The sequence below is a fragment of the Roseateles sp. L2-2 genome, assembly GCF_050613215.1.
GTDB lineage: Bacteria > Pseudomonadota > Gammaproteobacteria > Burkholderiales > Burkholderiaceae_C > Roseateles > Roseateles noduli.
In genome coordinates, this window is the sequence record NZ_CP192509.1 from 5,763,420 (window position 1) to 5,782,958 (window position 19,539).

The 19,539-nt window shown below is 65.9% G+C and carries 19 protein-coding genes; 9 read left to right on the forward strand and 10 right to left on the reverse strand.

The features are described 5' to 3' along the window. Window positions 1–22: 22 nt before the first annotated feature. The gene (locus ACQZ13_RS25765) at window positions 23–232 is read left to right on the forward strand and encodes a DNA gyrase inhibitor YacG (protein WP_431048699.1); all 210 of its coding nucleotides are present in this window, start codon (window positions 23–25) and stop codon (window positions 230–232) included. 40 nt (window positions 233–272) lie between these two features. Here ACQZ13_RS25765 and ACQZ13_RS25770 read toward each other — a convergent pair whose 3' ends face one another. The 3 genes from ACQZ13_RS25770 to tal are packed head-to-tail and all read right to left on the reverse strand — an operon-like array spanning window position 273 to window position 3,509. After that, complete coding sequence (locus ACQZ13_RS25770) at window positions 273–893, reverse strand: HAD family hydrolase (protein ID WP_431048700.1); 621 nt, start codon at window positions 891–893, stop codon at window positions 273–275. 40 nt (window positions 894–933) lie between these two features. Then, complete coding sequence (pgi, locus tag ACQZ13_RS25775; protein WP_431048701.1) at window positions 934–2,562, reverse strand: glucose-6-phosphate isomerase; 1,629 nt, start codon at window positions 2,560–2,562, stop codon at window positions 934–936. Further along, on the reverse strand, window positions 2,559–3,509 hold the full coding sequence (tal, locus tag ACQZ13_RS25780) for a transaldolase (RefSeq protein ID WP_431048702.1): 951 nt from the start codon (window positions 3,507–3,509) through the stop codon (window positions 2,559–2,561). Before tal ends, pgi begins: the two co-directional genes overlap by 4 nt. Before the next feature lie 229 nt (window positions 3,510–3,738). Between tal and zwf the strand changes: the two genes are divergently transcribed. Next, window positions 3,739–5,184, forward strand: coding sequence for a glucose-6-phosphate dehydrogenase (gene zwf, locus ACQZ13_RS25785; RefSeq protein WP_431048703.1), 1,446 nt, complete (start codon window positions 3,739–3,741; stop codon window positions 5,182–5,184). Between the two features lie 10 nt (window positions 5,185–5,194). Beyond that, window positions 5,195–6,055, forward strand: a complete 861-nt coding sequence (locus tag ACQZ13_RS25790; RefSeq protein ID WP_431048704.1) for a MurR/RpiR family transcriptional regulator — start codon at window positions 5,195–5,197, stop codon at window positions 6,053–6,055. 69 nt (window positions 6,056–6,124) lie between these two features. On the opposite strand, the gene ACQZ13_RS25795 is transcribed toward ACQZ13_RS25790, so the two are convergent. The 6 genes from ACQZ13_RS25795 to ACQZ13_RS25820 form a co-directional block, all read right to left on the reverse strand. Further along, a complete protein-coding gene (locus tag ACQZ13_RS25795) occupies window positions 6,125–6,439 on the reverse strand; it encodes an STAS domain-containing protein (RefSeq protein ID WP_088407904.1) in 315 nt (104 codons plus the stop codon). A gap of 4 nt (window positions 6,440–6,443) precedes the next feature. After that, on the reverse strand, window positions 6,444–7,088 hold the full coding sequence (locus tag ACQZ13_RS25800; RefSeq protein ID WP_431048705.1) for an MlaC/ttg2D family ABC transporter substrate-binding protein: 645 nt from the start codon (window positions 7,086–7,088) through the stop codon (window positions 6,444–6,446). 125 nt (window positions 7,089–7,213) lie between these two features. After that, window positions 7,214–8,290 carry an MlaA family lipoprotein gene (locus ACQZ13_RS25805; protein ID WP_431048706.1) on the reverse strand — a complete coding sequence of 359 codons (1,077 nt, stop codon included), beginning with the start codon at window positions 8,288–8,290 and terminating at the stop codon, window positions 7,214–7,216. Beyond that, window positions 8,287–8,775, reverse strand: coding sequence for an outer membrane lipid asymmetry maintenance protein MlaD (mlaD, locus tag ACQZ13_RS25810; protein ID WP_431048707.1), 489 nt, complete (start codon window positions 8,773–8,775; stop codon window positions 8,287–8,289). Before mlaD ends, ACQZ13_RS25805 begins: the two co-directional genes overlap by 4 nt. Before the next feature lie 61 nt (window positions 8,776–8,836). Further along, window positions 8,837–9,616: a lipid asymmetry maintenance ABC transporter permease subunit MlaE gene (gene mlaE / locus ACQZ13_RS25815; protein ID WP_431048708.1), complete on the reverse strand. Its 780-nt coding sequence runs from the start codon at window positions 9,614–9,616 to the stop codon at window positions 8,837–8,839. Beyond that, window positions 9,613–10,455 (reverse strand): ABC transporter ATP-binding protein, encoded by an 843-nt coding sequence (locus tag ACQZ13_RS25820; protein ID WP_431048709.1) that lies wholly within the window; start codon window positions 10,453–10,455, stop codon window positions 9,613–9,615. Before ACQZ13_RS25820 ends, mlaE begins: the two co-directional genes overlap by 4 nt. A gap of 272 nt (window positions 10,456–10,727) precedes the next feature. Here ACQZ13_RS25820 and ACQZ13_RS25825 point away from each other — a divergent pair, with 272 nt between their 5' ends. From ACQZ13_RS25825 to ACQZ13_RS25850, 6 genes are read left to right on the forward strand one after another with little or no spacing between them, the layout of a single operon-like run. Continuing rightward, entirely contained in the window at window positions 10,728–11,195 is a 468-nt protein-coding gene (locus tag ACQZ13_RS25825) for a type IV pilin protein (protein WP_431048710.1), read from the forward strand. Further along, on the forward strand, window positions 11,189–11,809 hold the full coding sequence (locus ACQZ13_RS25830; RefSeq protein WP_431048711.1) for a pilus assembly FimT family protein: 621 nt from the start codon (window positions 11,189–11,191) through the stop codon (window positions 11,807–11,809). The genes ACQZ13_RS25825 and ACQZ13_RS25830 overlap by 7 nt, the downstream gene beginning before the upstream one ends. Next, window positions 11,806–12,210, forward strand: coding sequence for a type IV pilus modification PilV family protein (locus ACQZ13_RS25835; protein WP_431048712.1), 405 nt, complete (start codon window positions 11,806–11,808; stop codon window positions 12,208–12,210). The genes ACQZ13_RS25830 and ACQZ13_RS25835 overlap by 4 nt, the downstream gene beginning before the upstream one ends. Before the next feature lie 2 nt (window positions 12,211–12,212). Next, window positions 12,213–13,424 (forward strand): PilW family protein, encoded by a 1,212-nt coding sequence (locus ACQZ13_RS25840; RefSeq protein WP_431048713.1) that lies wholly within the window; start codon window positions 12,213–12,215, stop codon window positions 13,422–13,424. A 40-nt stretch (window positions 13,425–13,464) separates the two neighbouring features. Then, window positions 13,465–14,067: a hypothetical protein gene (locus ACQZ13_RS25845; RefSeq protein WP_431048714.1), complete on the forward strand. Its 603-nt coding sequence runs from the start codon at window positions 13,465–13,467 to the stop codon at window positions 14,065–14,067. A gap of 8 nt (window positions 14,068–14,075) precedes the next feature. Then, a complete protein-coding gene (locus ACQZ13_RS25850) occupies window positions 14,076–17,873 on the forward strand; it encodes a pilus assembly protein (protein ID WP_431048715.1) in 3,798 nt (1,265 codons plus the stop codon). A 155-nt stretch (window positions 17,874–18,028) separates the two neighbouring features. Here ACQZ13_RS25850 and ACQZ13_RS25855 read toward each other — a convergent pair whose 3' ends face one another. Continuing rightward, a complete protein-coding gene (locus ACQZ13_RS25855; protein ID WP_431048716.1) occupies window positions 18,029–19,504 on the reverse strand; it encodes a glutamate synthase subunit beta in 1,476 nt (491 codons plus the stop codon). Between the last annotated feature and the right edge of the window lie 35 nt (window positions 19,505–19,539).

Here is a 19,539-nt window from a genome sequence, read left to right on the forward strand (position 1 = left end):
CGCCCGTAGTGCCGACTCCGCCATGCCCGAGAAATTCATCCCCGCCACGCCGGCGCCTCGCATCGTCCCCTGCCCCACCTGCGGCGGCGACAGCCTGTTCGCGCCGAGCAACCTCTGGCGCCCGTTCTGCAGCGAGCGCTGCCGCCAGATCGACCTGGGCCACTGGTCCGACGAATCGTTCCGCGTGGCCGCGCCGCCGACGACGATCGACGAGGACGACGCCTCGAAGTAAGACACCGGGCGCGCCACCGGCGCCCCGATCGCGCCGCGCCTCAGGCCGGCAGCAGTTCCCGACGCACCAGGTCTTGCCGTGCCAGCTCCGGCGACGTGAAGAGGTGCGTGTGCCAGCCGAGCGCCTTCGCCGCAGCGATGTTGTCCGGATGGTCGTCGAGGAACAGCACCTCCTCCGGTCTGGCGCCGAACTGCGCGAGCGCGAGCTCGAAGATCTCGCGCGACGGCTTCGACTGCTTCACCCGCCCCGAGAACACACCTGACACGAACCAGTCCTCCAGCGGGAAGGTCTGTTCGAGGTAATCGGCATACGGCTCCGGCATGTTGGACAGAAAGTGCAGCGTGTGCCCTTGCGCCTTCAGTTCCTGGATCAACGCCGCCGAGCCCTCGATGAGCTTCAGCTCCGACGGCACGGCGTCCATCACCGCGACGATTTCCTCGCGCGGCCAGCCGGTGCGCGCGTGAATGCGGTCCGCTGTGGTCGGAGCGTCGATCAGGCCTTGATCGAACGCGCCCCAATCACCACGGTAATCCTGGAAGAGGTCCTTGGCCAGGGCGGCGCCCTGAATCTCGTCGGCGGCGCGATGGGCCCAGACTCGGGCCAGGAAACTCGGTGGGTGCCAATGGAACAGCACGGCGCCGAAATCAAACACGATCTTCATCTGATTCGTTCTCTACTGCGTTGAATTCGGGGGAGCGCGCTCAGCCGCGCACCTTGGCCAGCAGGCCGGCCGTGGATGCGTCCAGGCCCGACGCATCGCCGCTGGTCAGGCGCGGCAGCAGGCTGTTGCACAACGCCTTGCCGAGCTCCACGCCCCACTGGTCGAAGCTGTTGATGTTCCACACGGCGCCGCTGACGAACACGCGGTGCTCGTACAGCGCGATCAGCGCGCCCAGCGACGACGGCGTCAGCGCCTCCAGCAGCAGCGTCGTGCTCGGCCGGTTGCCGGTGAAGCTCCGATGCCGCGCCAGCACATCCGGGTCCAGGTCCTGCGACGCCGTAGGCGCCTTCTCCGAGCGCGCAGCTTCCGCGGTCTTGCCCTGCATCAGCGCCTGCGATTGCGCGAGGCAGTTCGCCAGCAGCTTCACGTGCTGGTCCTGGAGCTTGTCCAGCAGTTCGCCGCGGACGTGCGCGCCGAAGTTCGGCGTCTTCACGGCGATGAACTCCACCGGGATCACGTCGGTCCCCTGGTGCAGCATCTGGAAGTAGGCGTGCTGGCCGTTGGTGCCGGCCTCACCCCAGACCACCGGGCTGGTGGCGTAGCTCAGCGGATCGCCCGCGCGGTCCACGCCCTTGCCGTTGCTCTCCATCTCCAGCTGCTGCAGGTAGGCCGGCAGCCGGCGAAGTCCCTGGTGATAGGGCGCCACCGAGCGGCTCGTGAAACCGTGGAAATTGCGGTACCAGACGTCCAGCAGGCCCAGCAGGACGGGCAGGTTGCTGTCGAGCGGCGCGCTGCGGAAATGCTGGTCCATCGCATGCGCGCCGGACAGCAGCGCGCGGAAGTGGGCCGAGCCCACGGCGATCGCGATCGGCAGACCGATCACCGACCACAGCGAGTAGCGTCCGCCGACCCAGTCCCAGAATCCGAAGGTCGTCGTGATGCCGAACTCGGCCGCTGCCTTGGCATTGCTGGTCGTGGCGGCGAAATGCTTCGCGATGTCGGTCCCGCCGTTCTGCAGGAACCAGGCCTTCGCGGCCATCGCATTGGCCAGCGTCTCCTGCGTCGTGAAGGTCTTGGAGGCGACGATGAACTGCGTGGTCTTCGGATCCAGGTTGCGCAGCACCGGGGCCAGGTCGTGCCCGTCGACGTTCGACACGAAATGCAGCGTCAATCCGGCCGGCACATACGACTGCAAGGCCTGCACGACCATCGCGGGTCCGAGGTCCGAGCCGCCGATGCCGATGTGCACGACGTCGGTGATGCCGCTGCGGGCCGCGTCGCGGACCGCATCGGCGAAGGCCAGCATGCGCGCGAGCGAGGCCTGCACCTCGTCCGAATGAGGCCCCTGCCCCGCCGGCGCGCGCAGCGCCGTGTGCAGCACCGCGCGACCTTCCGTCGCATTGATGGGATCGCCGTTGAACAGCGCCTCGCGCTGCGACTCCAGCTGCACGTCCCGGGCCAGCGTCAGCAGCAGTTCCAGCGTGCGGGCGTCGATGCGGTTCTTCGACAGGTCCGCGAACACCTCCGGCGCCTGCAGCGACCAGGCCGCGAAGCGGCCCTCGTCGGTCGCAAAGGCCTGACGCACGTCGAACGCGCGTCCGGATTGCTGGAAGTGAGTGTGCAAGGCCGCCCAGGTCGGGCTGCGGTCGCAACGCGGGAACTCGGTCATCGCAGGCTTTCGATCATCTGGTCCAGCTTGCCGGCATCGACGGCAAACAGGCGGATGCCTTCGGCCAGCTTCTCGGTGGCCATCGCATCCTGGTTGAGGGCGAAGCGGAACGCCGCCTCGTTGAAGGAGACCTTGGGCAAGTCCTGGGCCTTGGCGGCGTCCGCGTCGAGCGCACGCGCCAGCGGGGCCTCGCTGCCCTGCAGCTGGGCGAGCAGGTCGGGGCTGATCGTCAGCAGGTCGCAGCCAGCGAGCGCCTGGATCTGGCCGACGTTGCGGAAGCTGGCACCCATCACTTCGGTGGGGATGCCGTGCTTCTTGAAGTAGTTGTAGATCGCCGCCACCGACTTCACGCCGGGGTCGTTGACGCCGGCGTTGGCCGCCTCGTCCCAGTTCGGGCCGGCCGCCTTCTTGTACCAGTCGTAGATGCGACCGACGAAGGGCGAGATCAGCTGGATGCCGTTCTCGCCGCAAGCCACCGCCTGGCAGAACGAGAACAGCAGCGTCAGGTTGGTGTGGATGCCTTCGAGTTCCAGCTCGCGCGCGGCCTGGATGCCTTCCCAGGTCGACGCGACCTTGATCAGCACGCGGTCGCGGCCAATGCCGGCATCCTCGTACATCTGGATCAGGCGGCGGGCCCGCGCCAGCGAGGCCACGGTGTCGAAGCTCAGGCGGGCGTCGACCTCGGTCGACACGCGGCCCGGCACGACCTTGAGGATCTCCAGGCCGAAGGCCACCAGCACCTTGTCGACGATCAGGTCCAGCGCGTCGGTCTTGTTCGCGGCGACGGTGTCCTCCAGCAGGTGCGCGTAGTCGGGCGACTGCACCGCCTTCAGGATCAGCGACGGGTTGGTCGTGGCGTCGCGCGGCGTGAACTGCGCCAGCTGCTTGAAATTGCCGGTGTCGGCGACGACGGTGGTGAAGGCCTTGAGTTGTTCGAGCTGGTTCATGAGCGTAGGCGCCTGGGGCGGTCGAGAACGGACGGAACGCGTCGGAGGCATGGGCCTTGCCCCACTCCGCCGACGGAGAAACCCCTATTAGAACTGCTGCGGGGACCTGCCCTCGGGGGCGCCGTGCACGTTGACCGGCCCAAGAAACTGGGGCATCATAATTCCGGTAACTTCGTTACATCAAGACATCGCCAACAACTCTTACGCCCCGACGCGGGGCGCCGCGCTCATGTCCTTCGACCTCGTCTTCTTTGGTGGCACCGGTGACCTGACCTGGCGCAAGCTGATGCCCGCGCTGTTCCAGGCGTTCCGCCACGGCAAGCTGCCCGAAGGCGGCCGCATCCTGGCCGTCGCCCGCGACGAGCAGTCCGACGAGCGCTACCGCGAATGGTTGAAGGAGCGCTTCCAGGAAGTCGAGGCCGGCAAGCGACCGAACGACGAGGAGTTCGCCCGCTTCTCCGAGCTGGTGCATTACCGCCGCATGGACCTGTCCCAGCCCGACCACTACGCGCGGCTGAAGGAATGGCTCGGCGAGCGCAACGCCGACACGGTCGTGTTCTACCTGGCGACCAGCCCTCACCTGTTCACGCAGATCTGCCAGCAGCTCGGCGCCGCCGGCCTGAACGGCGACAACGTGCGCGTGGTGCTGGAGAAGCCGCTGGGCCACGATCTGGCCAGCGCGCAGGAGATCAATCGCGTCGTCCGCTCGGTGTTCTCGGAGACGCAGGCCTTCCGCATCGACCATTACCTGGGCAAGCCGTCGGTGCAGAACCTGATGGCGCTGCGCTTCGGCAACGCGCTGTTCGAACCGCTGTGGCGTCGCGAGAGCATCGCCAACATCCAGATCACGCTGGCCGAAGGCCTGGGTGTCGGCACGCGCGGCCCGTTCTACGACGGCACCGGCGCGCTGCGCGACATGATCCAGAACCACGCGCTGCAGTTGCTGACGATGATCGCGATGGAAGCGCCGTCGAGCAACGACGCTGACGCCATCCGCGACGAAAAGCTGAAGGTGCTGCGCGCACTCAAGCCGTTCACCGCGGAGAGCGTCGCCCGCGATGTGGTGCGCGGCCAGTACCGCGCCGGCAATGCCGAGGGCAAGCCGGTGCCGGGATATCTGGACGAAGGCAAGATCCCGCCGGACAGCCACACCGAAACCTTCGTCGCGCTGAAGACGGAGATCCAGAACTGGCGTTGGGCCGGCGTTCCCTTCTATCTGCGCACCGGCAAGCGCCTCGCCGCGCGCGACGCGCAGATCGTCATCAATTTCCGTCCGGTGCCGCATCCGATCTTCCCGGGCAGCAGCTGTCCCAACCGGCTGATCATCAAGCTGCAGCCCGAGGACGGCCTGGAGCTGCAGTTGATGGCCAACAAGGGTGGCTCCAGCACCGAGGCGCTGAGCCCGGTCTCGCTCGACCTGGATTTCGACAAGGCCTTCGCCCACACGCGCGTCGGTGCCTACGAGCGGCTGCTGCTGGACGCGATCGCCGGGCGCCTCAACCTGTTCGTGCGGAGCGACGAGCAGGAACAGGCCTGGCGCTGGGTCGAGCCGATCCTGAACTTCTGGAAACAGGACAGCACCGGCCCGCGCACCTACGTCGCCGGCAGTTGGGGACCTCCCGCATCGAGCGCGCTGGTGGCCCGTGACGGCCACTCCTGGATCGAGGAATGCTGACGCGATGAGCATGCTCGAACGAGTCAAGGCCGCGCTGCCCGCGCTGCCGCCCGCCGAACAGCGGGTCGCCAAGCTGCTGCTGGCCGACCCGCGCTCGTTCGCGAGCCTGCCGGTCAGCGAGCTTGCCGACCGCTCCCATGTCAGCAAGCCGACGGTGGTGCGCTTCTGCCGCAGCGTCGGCTACGACGGCCTGGCCGACTTCAAGCTGAAGCTCGCCGGCAGCGTGAACGAAGGCGTGCCCTTCGTGCATCGCGCCGTCGACGAGGACGACAAGCCCGGCGACCTGATCGTGAAGGTGGTCGACAACGCCGTCGCTGCACTGCTCCACTACCGCAACGACGCCGCCAGCCACGCTTTTGACCGCGCCATCACGGCGCTGTCTGAAACGGCCCGCCAGCGCCAACGCATCGAGTTCTACGGCGTCGGCAACTCCGGCATCGTGGCGCAGGACGCGCAGCACAAGTTCTTCCGACTCGGTGCCAACACCTTCGCATGCAGCGACGGCCATGTGCAGTTGATGAGCGCAACCATGCTGGGCGTCGGCGACTGTGCGGTGATCATCTCCAATTCGGGCCGCAGCCGCGATCTGATGGATGCCGCCGAGATCGCCCGCAAGAAGGGGGCGACGACGATCATCATCACCGCGAGCGGTTCGCCGCTGGCCCAGATGGGACAGTTGCCGGGTCAGGTCTTGCTGGCCGTCGATCACCCGGAGGACTACGACCGTTACAGCCCGATGGTGTCTCGGCTGCTGCACCTGATCGTCGTGGACGTGCTGACCACCGGCGTCGCGCTGCGACTGGGTGAAAACCTTCGCCCGATGCTGCAGGAAATCAAGCGCAACCTCCGCACCAAGCGCTACGCGCAGTGATGCTGAAAACGCAGCGCTGAAAAGACATCGGGCCGCGTCAGCGGCCCGATGTCGTTGGAGACGTTCCCGTCACACCATCTCGGCGGGTGCCGGGGCGTCGGCCCAGAACAGATGCTCCAACGCATACACGCGCGCCAGTTCACGCAACTCGCGCGGCGCCTGCTGGAGCGTCAGCTGCCATCCGTCCTGACCGCACAAGCGCAGCGCGCTGAGCAGCAGGCTCAGCGCCGCGGAGTCGAAGTCCGTCAGCCCGCTGGCATCCAGCGTGACGCTGCGTCCGGCGGCGTTGCCGACCTGCGCCAGTTCGGCGCGCAGCGCGCTTTCGAGCCGCACCCATTCCTCGGGCACGTTCTCCAGGCGCAGCCGCGACGGCAGCTTCAACATCGCGTCAGCCCTTCTTCGCGCCCGAGGCGGCCGTGGCCGGACGCGCATTGCGCTCGGCCAGCGACTTGATCAAGCCATCGATCCCCTTGGCGTTGATCTCCTGCGCGAAGCTGTTCTTGTACTGGTCCGCCAGCCAGATGCCGAGGACGTTCACGTCGTAGATCTTCCAGCCGGAATCCAGCTTCTCCAGGCGGTAGTCCAGCTGGATCGGATCGCCCTTGCCGCGGATCTCGGTGCGCACGATGACTTCCTTGTCTTCGGGCGACGCGCGCATCGGCTTCATGGCGATCGTCTGGTCCTTGACCTGCGTCAAAGCACCCGCGTACGTGCGCACCAGCAGCGTCTTGAACTCGTCCTGCAGGCGCTGCTTCTGCTCCGGCGTCGCCTGGCGCCAGAAGCGGCCCACCGCCGTGGCGGTGATGCGCTGGAAGTCCACGTGCGGCATTACCTTCGTGTCGACCAGTTGCATGATCTTGTTGACGTCTCCGCCCTGGATCGCCTTGTCGCCCTTGACGGCGTCCAGCGTCTCGATCGACAGCTCGCGGATCAGTTGATCCGGCGCCGAGCTGTCGGCGGCGAAGGAGGCCAGCGGGCTCAGCGCGGCGATCGAGACGATCGCGCCGAGCAGCAGTCGTTTGGTGGCATTCATGCTTGTCCTTTCTCTCTCTTCATGACACGGACCGGATCACAACGCGGCAAGTCCGGTGCCGGTTCACCGGCCGCCCCCATGGGCGTTACCGGTTGTTGCGGCGTTCAACCTTCCTTCACGGACCTTCAGCGGTCGCCTTGAGGGTTGACCGGCTTTTCATCCGGGGTGATGACTTCGTAGTCGTCATCCTCTTCCTGTTCCTTGTGCGTCTTGATGGTCCGACGCTGCATGTAGGCGTCGCGCACGAAGGTGTACTTGTCCAACGCGATGCCGTCCAGCATGTCGGTCACGCGCAGCAGGTTGGCGCGTGTGTTGATCAGCTGGAGCGCGGAGATCGCGAACTTGTATTCGCCGTCGTCGAACAGGTAGGCCGGCGAGTAGTAGATGTTGGCGGGCAGCGTCACCGAGTCGCGCAGCGACGACGGTCCCAGCAGCGGCCAGACGATGTACGGGCCCGTCTTGACACCCCAGTAGCCGAGCGTGCGGCCCAGGTCCTCGGAGGTCTTTTCCAGGCCGGCTGGCGTGGCAATGTCGATCAGGCCGGCGATGCCGAACACCGAGTTCACGGCGACGCGCATCGTCTGCGTGGCGCCGGTCTTGAAGCGGCCCTGCAGGAACAGGTTGACCGCCGACCAGGCATCCGAGAAGTTGCCGAAGAAGTTGTCGACGGCCTGGCGAGCCGGCTGCGGCACGAGGTCCGAGTAGGCCGTGGCAACCGGGCGCAGCAGGTTCTCGTCCAGCTTCTCGTTGAAGTTGAAGACCTTGCGGTTCCAGCTTTCCCACGGGTCGAGACGGTTGCGCACGCGCGGGCCTGGGGCCGGCGCATCCTGCGCTGCGGCTGCGGCAGCGCCGGCTTGTCCTGCCGCGGCCGGCTCCGCCGACGAGGCAGCGGACGCGGGCGCGGCGGCAGTGGCCGCCTGGTCCTGCTCCGCCTGATCCCCGGCGGCTTGCTGCTCCGCCGGCTTCGGCTCGGTGACTTGCTGTTCGGCGGCTTGCAGCGCCTCGACGGCCTCCTCGGCGATCGGTGCAGTCAAGATGGCGATCTGCTGCTGTTCAAGGGGCTGCTCAAGCGCCTGTCCGAGCGGCTGCTCCGTCTGCGCCATCGCCGGCGCCGCGACGCCCAGCAGGGCAGCGCTCAGCAGAGCGGCCGCGAGTTCGGTCCGTCCCGCTCCGGCGGTCCCGACCGTGGTGGTGGTCTTCATTGCTTCTCTCCCGAGGCCGGCGTCGAGGACGCATCGGCCGCCTTGTTATAGAGGAACTGGCCGATCAGGTTCTCCAGCACCACCGCCGACTGCGTCTGCGTGATGATGTCGCCCGCGGCGAGGTTCTTTTCTTCCGCGCCCGGTTCCAGGCCGATGTATTGCTCGCCGAGCAGGCCGGACGTGAGGATCTTGGCCGAGCTGTCCTTGGGGAACGCGACGCCCTGGTTCATGTTCAGGATCACACGCGCCTGGAAGCTCTTGTCGTCGAAGCTGATGGTGCCGACACGGCCGACCACGACGCCGGCGCTCTTGACGGCCGCGCCGGGCTTCAGCCCGCCGATGTTGTCGAACTTGGCGGTCACGATGTAGGTGTCCTGGAAGTTCAGCGACAGCAGGTTCCCTGCCTTCAGTGCCAGGAACAGCAGGGCCGCTCCGCCCAGCAGCACGAAGAATCCGACCAGCGCGTCATAACGAGAGGATTGCATCAGGCAACTCCGAGATATCTCTTGAATTCGGTTGGGGTGTCGACGGATCGCGCGCGGCGCGTCAGATCGAAAACATCATGGCGGTGAGGATGAAATCCAGCCCCAGCACCGCCAGCGACGACAGCACGACCGTGCGCGTCGTCGCCTGGGACACGCCCTCGGGCGTCGGTTTGCAGGCATAGCCTTGCAGCAGGGCGACGAAGCTGACGGTCACGCCGAACACCACGCTCTTGACGAAGCCGTTGCCGACGTCCTTGAACACGTCGACGCCGCCTTGCATCTGGGACCAGAACGATCCGGCGTCGATGCCGATCAAGGGCACGGCCACCAGCCAGCCGCCGATGATGCCCACCGCAGAGAACACGGCAGCGAGCAGCGGCATCGCGATGAAACCGGCCCAGAAACGCGGCGCGAGCACGCGCTGCACCGGGTCGACCGCCATCATTTCCATGGCGCTGAGCTGCTCACCGGCCTTCATCAGGCCGATCTCCGCGGTCAGCGAGGTTCCGGCGCGGCCGGCGAACAGCAGTGCCGCCACCACCGGTCCGAGTTCGCGCACCAGACTCAGCGCGACCAGCAAGCCGACGGCCTCCGCCGAACCGTATCGCTGCAGCGTGTAGTAGCCCTGCAGCGCCAGCACGAATCCGACGAACAGGCCGGACACGCCGATGATGGACAGCGAGCGGTTGCCGAGGAAGAAGATCTGCTCCCGCACCAGCGAGAAGCGGCGCAGGCAGGCGCCCAGATGCAGCAGCAGCATGCCGAGGAGCCGGGCCGCGCTGCCCCAGTCACCGAGCTTCAGGCGCAGACCGCGACCGATTGAGGTGGCAAAACCGATCATGCCGACGCCTCCTGCGGCAGGCCGAAGTCCTCGCGGACCGGCTTGGCGGGTTGGTGGAAGCGCACTGGGCCGTCCGACTCGGCGTTGACGAACTGATGAACCAGCGGGTTGGAACTGTGACGCAGCTCCTCCGGCGTTCCCTGGGCGACGACGCCGCCGTTGGCCACCATCACGACGTGATCGGCGATGCCGAAGGTTTCGTGGATGTCATGGGAAACGATGACGCTGGTCAGGCCGAGCGCATCGTTGAGATCGCGGATGAGGCGCGCGGTCACGCCCAGCGAGATCGGATCCAGGCCCGCGAACGGTTCGTCGTAGAGCACCAGGTCCGGATCCAGCGCGATCGCGCGTGCCAGTGCGACGCGACGGGCCATGCCGCCGGACACCTCGTTGGGCATCAGGTCACGGGCGCCGCGCAGGCCGACCGCGTTGAGCTTCATCAGGACGAGGTCGCGGATCATGGCCTCGGGCAGACGGGTGTGCTCGCGCAGCGGGAAGGCGACGTTCTCGAACACGCTCAGGTCGGTGAACAGCGCGCCGAACTGGAACAGCATCCCCATCCGGCGACGCTGCGCGTAGAGCTGGGTCTGGTCCATCGGAGCGAGGTCGTTGCCGTCAAACAGCACCTGTCCGGAGCGCGGCCTCAGCTGACGCGTCAACAGGCGCAGCAGCGTGGTCTTGCCGCCGCCCGACGAACCGATCAGCGCCATCACCTTGCCGCGCGGCAAGGTCACGTTGACGTCTTGCAGGATGACCCGGTCGCCATAGCCAACGGTCACATCCTTCACTTCGATCAGTGGGCGGACGCTTCTGGATGAATTGGGATCAGTGAATGCCATTTCCTTGGGATCGATCCGGGACGAAGCCGGGCGGCAGGCGTCCGGGAGCCGGGATCATAGGGTAAAGCCCGAATTGATGCCGGAGGACACCTGGGGCGGGGTGCAGATATATGAGCCGGCTTGACGTCGGGCTTGGCCGGGGACCCCGGTCGCCGGCTTGTGACGCACCTCACATCCGGAGATCGCCGAAAGACGGGCGGAATCCGAGGCACGACGAGCGGGCTCGCCTTTCGAACGATGCTGTCGATAATTTCGTCAACAAGGAGCGCTTCATGTTCGGGACCCTCAAGACCACTTTTGCTCGCCGTGAACGCGGCGCCGCCCGGGGCTTCACGCTGGTCGAGCTGATGATCGTCGTGGCCATCATCGGCATCCTGGCGGCGATCGCCCTGCCGGCGTACCGCAACTACGTCATCCGCGGCCAGATCACCGAAGGCATCACGGCCCTGACGACCTCGCGCGCCGACCTCGAAAGATATTTCCAGGACTTCCGCACCTACGCCTCGGCCTCCGGCGTGGCGGCCAGCCCCTGCGCCGACCCGAAGGTGGTGGGCAACTTCACCATTTCCTGCACCACGCTCACTGCGACGGCCTACACGATCCAGGCAGTCGGGAGCGGCCCGACCACCGGCTTCACTTACACGGTGAACCAACGGGACGAGCGCACGACGACAGGCCCTGGCGGCACCGGCTGGAACTGCACCACGCGCTGGATCACCCGCAAGGGGGACACGTGCTGACCCGCGCCCGCGGCATGACGCTCGTCGAGCTGATGGTGGTCGTGTCCATCATCGCGCTGATGACCGCCCTCGCCGTTCCCGGCATCCGGAGCTGGGCCCTCAACGCGCAGATCCGCGCCAACGCGTCAGCGCTGCAGAGCAACCTCCGTCAGGCGCAGGCCGAAGCGGTGCGGAGTTTCCGCCAGGTCGTGTTCTTCCGTACGAACGACCCCACCTGCACCGGCGGCGAGACTGCCGCAGCCAACGGCACGCGCTGGGTCATCAAGATCCTGCCGCTGATCGCGGGTGGCGCCGCGACCGGCGCACAGTGCGGCAACGCGCTGGAGAACGCCAACGGGCTCGCCCTCAACGGACCGACCGCGGTGTGTTTCGGCGCAAATGGACGTCCGATGTCGCTCACGGCGTCACAGACCGCCGTGGGAGTCGCCTGCACGACAGGCAGCAATGGCCGGATCATCTATGCCGTCGAGCCCACCGCCACGACGGCCAACCTCAAGCAGCTGCAGGTCTGGTTGACGCTGGGCGGCACCGTCCGCACCTGCGAGAAGACCCGCCTACTGTCCGACGCCCTGCCGGACGGCTGCCCCGTCATCAACCAGTCGCCTACGACATGAAGCCGACCCATTCCGACCGATCCGTGCGTCTTCGCCGTGCGCGCGGCATGACGCTCATCGAGATCATGTGTGCGATCGTCGTCATGACGATCGGCTTGCTGGGCCTGATGTCGCTCATGGCACGAGCGTCCCAGGCGACCACCTCGAGTGACGACGCGCAGCGGGCCGCCGTGCTGGCCAACGAGATCGCCACCGAGATGTGGTTGTCCCGCACCATCTCGCTGCCCGCCGTAACGGTCACCGCCTGGAACGCCCGGGTCGCGGACCCCGTCAACATGGGTCTGCCCAGCGGCGTCGGCACGATCACCGCGGCCAACAACGTTGCACGCATCACCATCGTGTGGACCCCGCCCAACGGTGTGCAACGTCGTTATTACACCGACGTGCGGCTGACCAACTGATCATGAAGCTCCAAGCACGCCCCCTCTCCCCCCGCCGTCCGTCGCCGGCTCGCGGCTTCTCGCTGATCGAACTGATGGTGTCGATGGTGATCGCGCTGGTGGTCATCGTCGCAATGGCCACGGTGTCTTCGCGTTTTGAAACCAGCAAGCGCCAGGACAGCGCGACCTCCGATCTGTCGACCAATTCCGGCTACCTCGCCTACGACCTCGATCGTCAGCTGCGCAGCGCTGGGTCAGGCTTCAGCGTCACGCGCGCGGAGACCTACGGCTGCCAGCTGTTTGCCACACGCAACGGCACGCAGATCCTGCCGGCACTGGCGGCGTTCCCCGCCCCGTTCAGCACGGTCACGACAAGCGTGCGGATGATGCCGGTTCTCGCTTACCCCGGCGCGGGCGCCGGCGGCTCCGACGTGCTTCAGTTCATGCTAGGAACCGGCGGCCTTGGCGAAACCGCGACCCAGGTGCGGCTGAACAGCATCCAGACGAACACCCTGCGCCTTACGACGACGGTCGGCATCCGCGGGGACGACCTGCTGCTGATCTCAGAAGCGAGCCAGCCGTGCATGCTTGAGCAAGTGACGTCGACGGCAGCGGGCGGCGCCTCGCAGCAGCTCGATCTGGCCGGCGCCTACTTCGCTACGTCGATCGGCTCGCAATCGATCAATACGCGCTCTACGGCGGCCACCGCGAATGCCATGGTGCTAGGCAACGCCACCAACGGCAACCCGCCGAAGCTGATGCTGCTCGGCGTCAATGACAGCCAGCAACTGGTGCGCTACGACCTGCTGCAGTTCACCAACGACAGCTCGCAGAACCCGGTGCCGCTGGCCGACGGCGTCGTCGACATGCGGGTGATGTACGGCGTCAATGCCGCTGGCAGCGCGACGGCCGGCGTGGTGGACAGCTGGGTGACGCCGTCCGGCACCTGGGCCCCGGCCAACCTCAATGACGGCACATCCGCAGCCCAGAACCTGATGAACCGCATCTTGGCTGTGAAGATCAGCATGGTATTGCGCTCGGAACTGCAGGAGGCGCCCGACAAGGGCGTGGCGGTCAATATCGCGCCGGCCACGGTCGCCATGTTCCCCAGCTTGCCTTCCGCCCAACGCTTGAACTACACGGTCGCCGACCGCACGCGCCGCCATCGAGTCGTCGAGTTCACCATTCCGCTGCGCAACCTGATCGCCATGAGCGGCCGCCCGCCCCCGCCCTGAGCGCCCGGTCGGATCATCCTCCCTTTCCTCCACGATGCCCATGCAAGCCCATCCTGTCCGCCGCTCCCGCGGCGTCATCATGGTGATCGCGCTGATCACCCTGGCCGTGCTGATGATTGGCGCCGTTGCAGCCATCCGTTCGATGAACGTATCGCTGGCGAACGTCGGCAACTTCGGGTTCAAGCGCGACATGACCAATCAGGCCGATCGCGCCATGCGCCGCGCCATGGACTCGATCAACGCGGCCAGTGCATTGAACGCCAACAATGCGTCGCTGAACTACAGCGCAGCCATGCTCAACACCTCCGCGGAAGGCATTCCGCTGGTCCTCACCACGATGCCCACGCCTGGGAACATGGGCGGCATCGCTTCTGCGACCAATGTCATCGACCTGAACAACGCGGTCAGCGGCGAGAGCGCCACGGATCTCGCGAGACTCACGGTCTATTACGTCATCGATCGCATGTGCCAGAACGACGGCCTGATGAATGCTGCCACCTGCGCGACCGCATCAACGCCATCGCAGGGCGGCAAGAGCCCGGGCGACATCGCGCCCAACCCCAAACCGCTGTACCGCATCACCGTCCGGGTGGACGGGCCGCGCGGCGCGCAATCCTTCTACCAGGCGACCGTCAGCAACTGAGGCCTCCGATGAACAAGCACCAATCCCCGATCCGGCACCTCGGCGTCGCCGTCGTGTTGACCGTGGCGTCCCTCGCCGGACCCGCCATGTCGCAGACAACGCTTGCCAACCAGCCGGTGTTCTCCGCGTTCGCCGTGCCCGGCAACTTGGCGCTGGCGCTGTCGGTGGAATTCCCCACCGCAGTCAGCAATGCCCACATCGAGAACTACACGACGGCGTCCACCTACCTGGGGTACTTCGATCCCAACAAGTGCTACGACTACGTCTACGCCTCGGGCTACTTCCAACCCGCCGGCGTCGCCACCGGGCGCGCCTGCAACGGGAAGAAGTGGAGCGGCAACTTCTTGAACTGGGCGACGATGCAGACCATCGATCCGTTCCGGTGGGCGCTGACAGGCGGCTACCGGGTGACGGACAACGCCACGACCACCATTCTTGAAAAGGCCTACGCCAGCGGTCAGGGCAGCACCGGCAACTTCCCCGACCGCACGATCACGAGCAGCAACGTCATCGCAGGCGCAACGCCGCTGGGGTGGGCCGGGATCCGACTGCGTGTGCAGGGACTGGGCGCCAATCTGCGCTTCACGCGGAACGGTAACAACTACGACGAAAGCAGGATCAACGCCTTCACCGCACCGGGAAATAACGGCTGGAGCGAAGACTCTGTCTGGCAAGTGGTCGTGCGCGTCAAGGTCTGCGATCCCAGCACTGCCGCCGGCGGTCTGGAGAGCAACTGCGTCGCCTACGACGGCGGGAACTTCAAGCCTGAAGGACTGATCCAGAAGTACTCGTCGAAGATCCGCTTCAGCGCCTTCGGCTACTTGAACGACTCAGACCTGAACCGCGATGGCGGTGTCCTCCGTGCCAAACAGAAGTTCGTGGGTCCCACCCGCCCGGTGCCAGGTTCGGATCCGGTAGCGAACGCTGGGTTCGAATGGGATGCGTCTACCGGGGTGATGGTCAAGAACCCCGACCGCGCAGATGCGCTTGCTACGGCAACTTCATGGGGCATCACCATCCAGGACAGCGGGGTGATGAACTATCTGAACAAGTTCGGAGAGATCAATCCGGGGTCGTACAAGACCTACGACCCGGTGGGCGAGCTCTACTACGCCGCGCTGCGTTATCTCCGCAACATGCCCAACGTGCCGGAGTGGACCAATCCGCCCACCGGCTCGACCGCTCGCGCGACGCAGGCGGACGGCTTCCCCGTCATCACGACATGGGAAGACCCCATTCTCTATTCCTGCCAGAGGAACTTCATCCTGGGCATCGGCGACGTCAACACCCACGCCGACCGTAACCTTCCAGGCTCGACTGGCCGCTCCGAGCCGTCCAAGCCGGCGGCGGTCTCCGCCGACACCGCGTTCGACGCGACGATCTGGACCAACAAGGTGGGGGCGCTCAGCGGTGTGGACGCCTCGTTGTCGAATCAACAGCCCTACAACGGCTGCTGCACCAACAACGGCGCGCTGATGGCGGGCATGGCTTACTGGGCCAACACGCAGGACATCCGTCCGACGATGGACGGCAAGCAGACGGTGAAGACCTACTGGCTGGACGTGCAGGAGCTCCAGACCTACAAGGCCAACAACCAGTTCTACCTGGCCACTCGCTACGGCGGCGCGACCATTCCAAGCGATTGGGATGCGCTGGGCACCTCCACCGACTTGCCTGTATCCGCCTGGCATACCGGCCCGACCTCCGACACTGTCGGCGGACAATTGCGCCCCGACACTTATTACACGGCGGCGAAAGCGGACCAGATGGTGAATGGCCTGAACAGCGCATTCGCCAGCATCGTCTCGAGCATCGCGGCCTTCACATCGTCAGTGAATACCGCCGGCAACGACGTCGATTCGGGCACTGAGTCGTACAGCTCATCCTATGAGTCAGCGGGCTGGACCGGCAGGATCAGCGCGTTCTCGATCAATATGCTCGGCAATCCCATCGCCTACAACTTCGCATGGGAATTCAGCGACAAATTGGCCACCCAGTTGGGCACCGACGGCAACGGCTGGGACACACGTCGGCGCGTCGTCACCTTTGCGCCGGCCTCCGGCAATACGCCGGGCGCGGGCATCGTCTTCCGTTACAACAGCCTCACGTCTACGCAGCAGACGGCGATCAATCCGACTTACACGTCGGCCAGCGACGGGGCGGACTTTGTTGCCTATGTGCGTGGCGACAAGAAGAACGAAGCCAATTCGCCGAGCCCGACCAGCACGCGCGCCTATCGCGTCCGCAACAGCTACGTCGGGGACATCATCAACAGTCAGGTCGTGGTACTCGGACCTCCGCCGGCAGGCTTGCTTGCCGACGCCGCCAACCCCGGCTACTCCGCGTTCGCGACAGCACGAAGTTTGCAGCCGAACATCCTGATCGCAGGCGCCAACAGCGGGCTGGTTCATGTGATCAACGGATCGACCACGCGCGCGGATGGCGGCAGCGAAATCTTCGCCTACATCCCGAGTCCCGCCATCACCGGACCTGGGAGCACCCCAAGCGTCGATGGGATTGCAGCCACCGGCAACCCGGACTATGAACACCGCTATCTGATCGATGCCCGTCCTCAGGTGGCATACGTCGACGTCGCGCGCACCGGCGGCAGCACGACGACCGGCCAATGGCGCAGCATCGCCGTCGGTGGCCTGGGCAAAGGCGGGAAGAGCATCTGGGCGCTCAATCTGACCGATGTGAACGACGTGACCACGGAAGCCGCGGCGGCGCAGCGTGTGATGTGGGAGTTCAAGGATGCCGATCTGGGCTTCACTTTCGGAACGCCCGTTATCACCAAGACAGCCCAATGGGGTTGGGTCGTCGTCGTCGGGTCTGGATACAACAACAATGCGACCGGCAAGGGCTATTTCTACATTCTGAACGCAGCCACCGGCGCGCTGATCCAGAAGATCGCTTTGGGCGCGGGAGACGACGGCACCGCCCAGGCGCCCGCGGGCGTGACCCATCTGCAAACCTATTACCGCGACCGCACAGACGCCACGGTGGAGTCGATCTATGCAGGCGACCTGCGCGGCAACCTCTGGCGCCTGGATCTGACGGCCACCTCCGGCGCCTACCCTGCGCCCGTGAAGCTGGCCAAGCTCACCAATGCGGCCGGCGGAGAATTGCCGGTCACCTCGTCGCCGACCCCGGTGATCAACTCCAACGGCAATCGTCGCTGGGTCGTCGTCGGGACGGGTCAGTTGCTCAGCACGGATGACCTCACCGCGACCCGCACCAACCGCGTCTACGCGATCATGGACGGCTACCAGGCTCGCCCGACCATCGCAACGGACCTGCCCACCGGCATCACCCTTCCATTCACCGAAAGCACGCTCCGACACGATTTCCTGAACATCAGCACGACAGCAGCGGCGGTAGATCCGACAACCAAGGTCGGCTATGTGATCGACGTCCCCACCGCCACCGGAAGCGCCGGCTATCAGATCGTCAGCGAGGCCGACGCCCTCGATAATCTTGTCGCAATTGCTGCCGTGCGGCCATCCTCCACTGACGCTTGCAGCGCCGGCGGCTCCAGCAGGGTGCTCACCATCGATCTGAATACTGGGGTGACGAGCAAAATCAACGCCACCTTCGTGGTTGACGCCGTCCGGTTCATCAAGGATCGCAATGACTCAGTGAAGCTGGTGATCGCGGGACGTCCCGGCATTGATGACAACGGCGGCGGCAACTGCGGCGCTGGAGGGGAACCGTGCTGCGTGAGTGACTGCACGGCGGATACTGGCATGGCCGCCACAGGATCAGGTCGATTGATCAACTGGCGCGAGATCCCGCTCCGCAACTGATCCGGCACCGCGCGCTCATCACAAGACCCGCCCTCGCAAGACGGCGGGTTTTTTCATGGGCGAACAATGACGAAGGTCAACAAAAAGCCCGCCGGCTTTCACCGGCGGGCTTGAGGACAGAGCGCACGGGATACTTCGCGCGCCACTGGTTCGTCTCAACGAGGCAGCGCGCTGTCCCCCATCAGGAACTCATCGATGGAACGCGCAGCCTGCCGTCCTTCGCGAATGGCCCACACGACCAGCGACTGACCGCGGCGCATGTCGCCAGCGGCAAACACCTTGGCCGCATTGGTCTTGTAGCCGCCGGTGAAGTCCGTCGTCGCCTTGGCATTGCCGCGGGCATCCTTGCTGACGCCGAAGGCCTCGACGATCGCGGCCACCGGGCTCACGAATCCCATCGCCAGCAGCACGAGATCCGCCTTCAGGATCTGCTCGCTGCCGGGGACCTCGACCACCTTGCCGTTGACCCATTCAACGCGCACCGTCTTCACACCGGTGACCTTACCCTTCTCGCCCAGGAACTCCTTGGTGGCGATCGCGAACTCGCGCTCGCAGCCCTCCTCGTGGCTGGACGAGGTGCGCAGCTTGATCGGCCAGTAGGGCCAGGTCATCGGACGGTCTTCGAGTTCGGGCGGCTGCGGCATCAGCTCGAACTGGGTCACGCTCTTGGCGCCATGGCGGTTGCTGGTGCCGACGCAATCGCTGCCGGTGTCGCCGCCGCCGATCACGACGACGTGCTTGCCGTCGGCGCGCAGCTGGCCCTTGAGCTTGTCGCCGGCGTTGACCTTGTTCTGCTGCGGCAGGAACTCCATCGCGAAATGCACGCCCGCCAGATCGCGCCCCGGCACCGGCAGGTCGCGCGACTGCTCGGCGCCGCCGGCCAGCAGCACGGCGTCGAACTGCTGCATCAGCTCGTCCGCCGTCACCACGTCCTTGGCCCAGTTCGTGACCTTCGAGCCTTCGGGCAGATGCGCCACCATCACGCCGGTGCGGAAGACCACGCCTTCCGCTTCCATCTGCTGGACGCGGCGGTCGATGTGGCTCTTTTCCATCTTGAAGTCGGGAATGCCGTAACGCAGCAGACCGCCGACACGATCGTTCTTCTCGAACACCGTGACGCTGTGCCCCACGCGCGCCAGCTGCTGCGCAGCCGCCAGACCCGCCGGGCCTGAGCCCACGATGGCCACGGTCTTGCCGGTCCTCACCTTCGCCGGGCGCGGCGGCACCCAGCCTTCGGCCCAGGCGCGGTCGATGATCGCGTGCTCGATCGACTTGATGCCGACCGCGTCGTCATTGACGTTCAAAGTGCAGGCGGCCTCGCAGGGCGCGGGGCAGATGCGCCCGGTGAACTCGGGGAAGTTGTTGGTCGAGTGCAGCACCGCGATGGCGCTCTTCCAATCCGTGTCCCCGCCCCGGTACACGAGGTCGTTGAAGTCCGGAATGATGTTGTTGACCGGGCACCCGCTGTTGCAGAACGGCGTGCCGCAGTCCATGCAACGCGCGCCCTGCTGTTTCGCCTGCTCGACGTTGAGGCCGATGACGAATTCCTTGTAGTTCTTGAGACGCGCCTCGACGGGCTCGTAGCCCTCTTCCAGACGTTCGTACTCCATGAAGCCGGTGACTTTTCCCATGGCGGCTCGCTCCTGAATTCCTGAATCTTCGATGC

Coding starts and splice junctions, on each gene's coding strand:
- ACQZ13_RS25845 (WP_431048714.1), top strand. CDS start 13,465: ATGCAAGCCCATCCTGTCCGCCGCTCCCGCGGCGTCATCATGGTGATC.
- ACQZ13_RS25855 (WP_431048716.1), bottom strand. CDS start 19,504: ATGGGAAAAGTCACCGGCTTCATGGAGTACGAACGTCTGGAAGAGGGC.
- ACQZ13_RS25850 (WP_431048715.1), top strand. CDS start 14,076: ATGAACAAGCACCAATCCCCGATCCGGCACCTCGGCGTCGCCGTCGTG.
- mlaE (WP_431048708.1), bottom strand. CDS start 9,616: ATGATCGGTTTTGCCACCTCAATCGGTCGCGGTCTGCGCCTGAAGCTC.
- ACQZ13_RS25805 (WP_431048706.1), bottom strand. CDS start 8,290: ATGAAGACCACCACCACGGTCGGGACCGCCGGAGCGGGACGGACCGAA.
- ACQZ13_RS25820 (WP_431048709.1), bottom strand. CDS start 10,455: ATGGCATTCACTGATCCCAATTCATCCAGAAGCGTCCGCCCACTGATC.
- ACQZ13_RS25840 (WP_431048713.1), top strand. CDS start 12,213: ATGAAGCTCCAAGCACGCCCCCTCTCCCCCCGCCGTCCGTCGCCGGCT.
- ACQZ13_RS25825 (WP_431048710.1), top strand. CDS start 10,728: ATGTTCGGGACCCTCAAGACCACTTTTGCTCGCCGTGAACGCGGCGCC.
- ACQZ13_RS25835 (WP_431048712.1), top strand. CDS start 11,806: ATGAAGCCGACCCATTCCGACCGATCCGTGCGTCTTCGCCGTGCGCGC.
- pgi (WP_431048701.1), bottom strand. CDS start 2,562: ATGACCGAGTTCCCGCGTTGCGACCGCAGCCCGACCTGGGCGGCCTTG.
- zwf (WP_431048703.1), top strand. CDS start 3,739: ATGTCCTTCGACCTCGTCTTCTTTGGTGGCACCGGTGACCTGACCTGG.
- ACQZ13_RS25770 (WP_431048700.1), bottom strand. CDS start 893: ATGAAGATCGTGTTTGATTTCGGCGCCGTGCTGTTCCATTGGCACCCA.
- ACQZ13_RS25795 (WP_088407904.1), bottom strand. CDS start 6,439: ATGTTGAAGCTGCCGTCGCGGCTGCGCCTGGAGAACGTGCCCGAGGAA.
- tal (WP_431048702.1), bottom strand. CDS start 3,509: ATGAACCAGCTCGAACAACTCAAGGCCTTCACCACCGTCGTCGCCGAC.
- ACQZ13_RS25800 (WP_431048705.1), bottom strand. CDS start 7,088: ATGAATGCCACCAAACGACTGCTGCTCGGCGCGATCGTCTCGATCGCC.
- ACQZ13_RS25765 (WP_431048699.1), top strand. CDS start 23: ATGCCCGAGAAATTCATCCCCGCCACGCCGGCGCCTCGCATCGTCCCC.
- mlaD (WP_431048707.1), bottom strand. CDS start 8,775: ATGCAATCCTCTCGTTATGACGCGCTGGTCGGATTCTTCGTGCTGCTG.
- ACQZ13_RS25790 (WP_431048704.1), top strand. CDS start 5,195: ATGCTCGAACGAGTCAAGGCCGCGCTGCCCGCGCTGCCGCCCGCCGAA.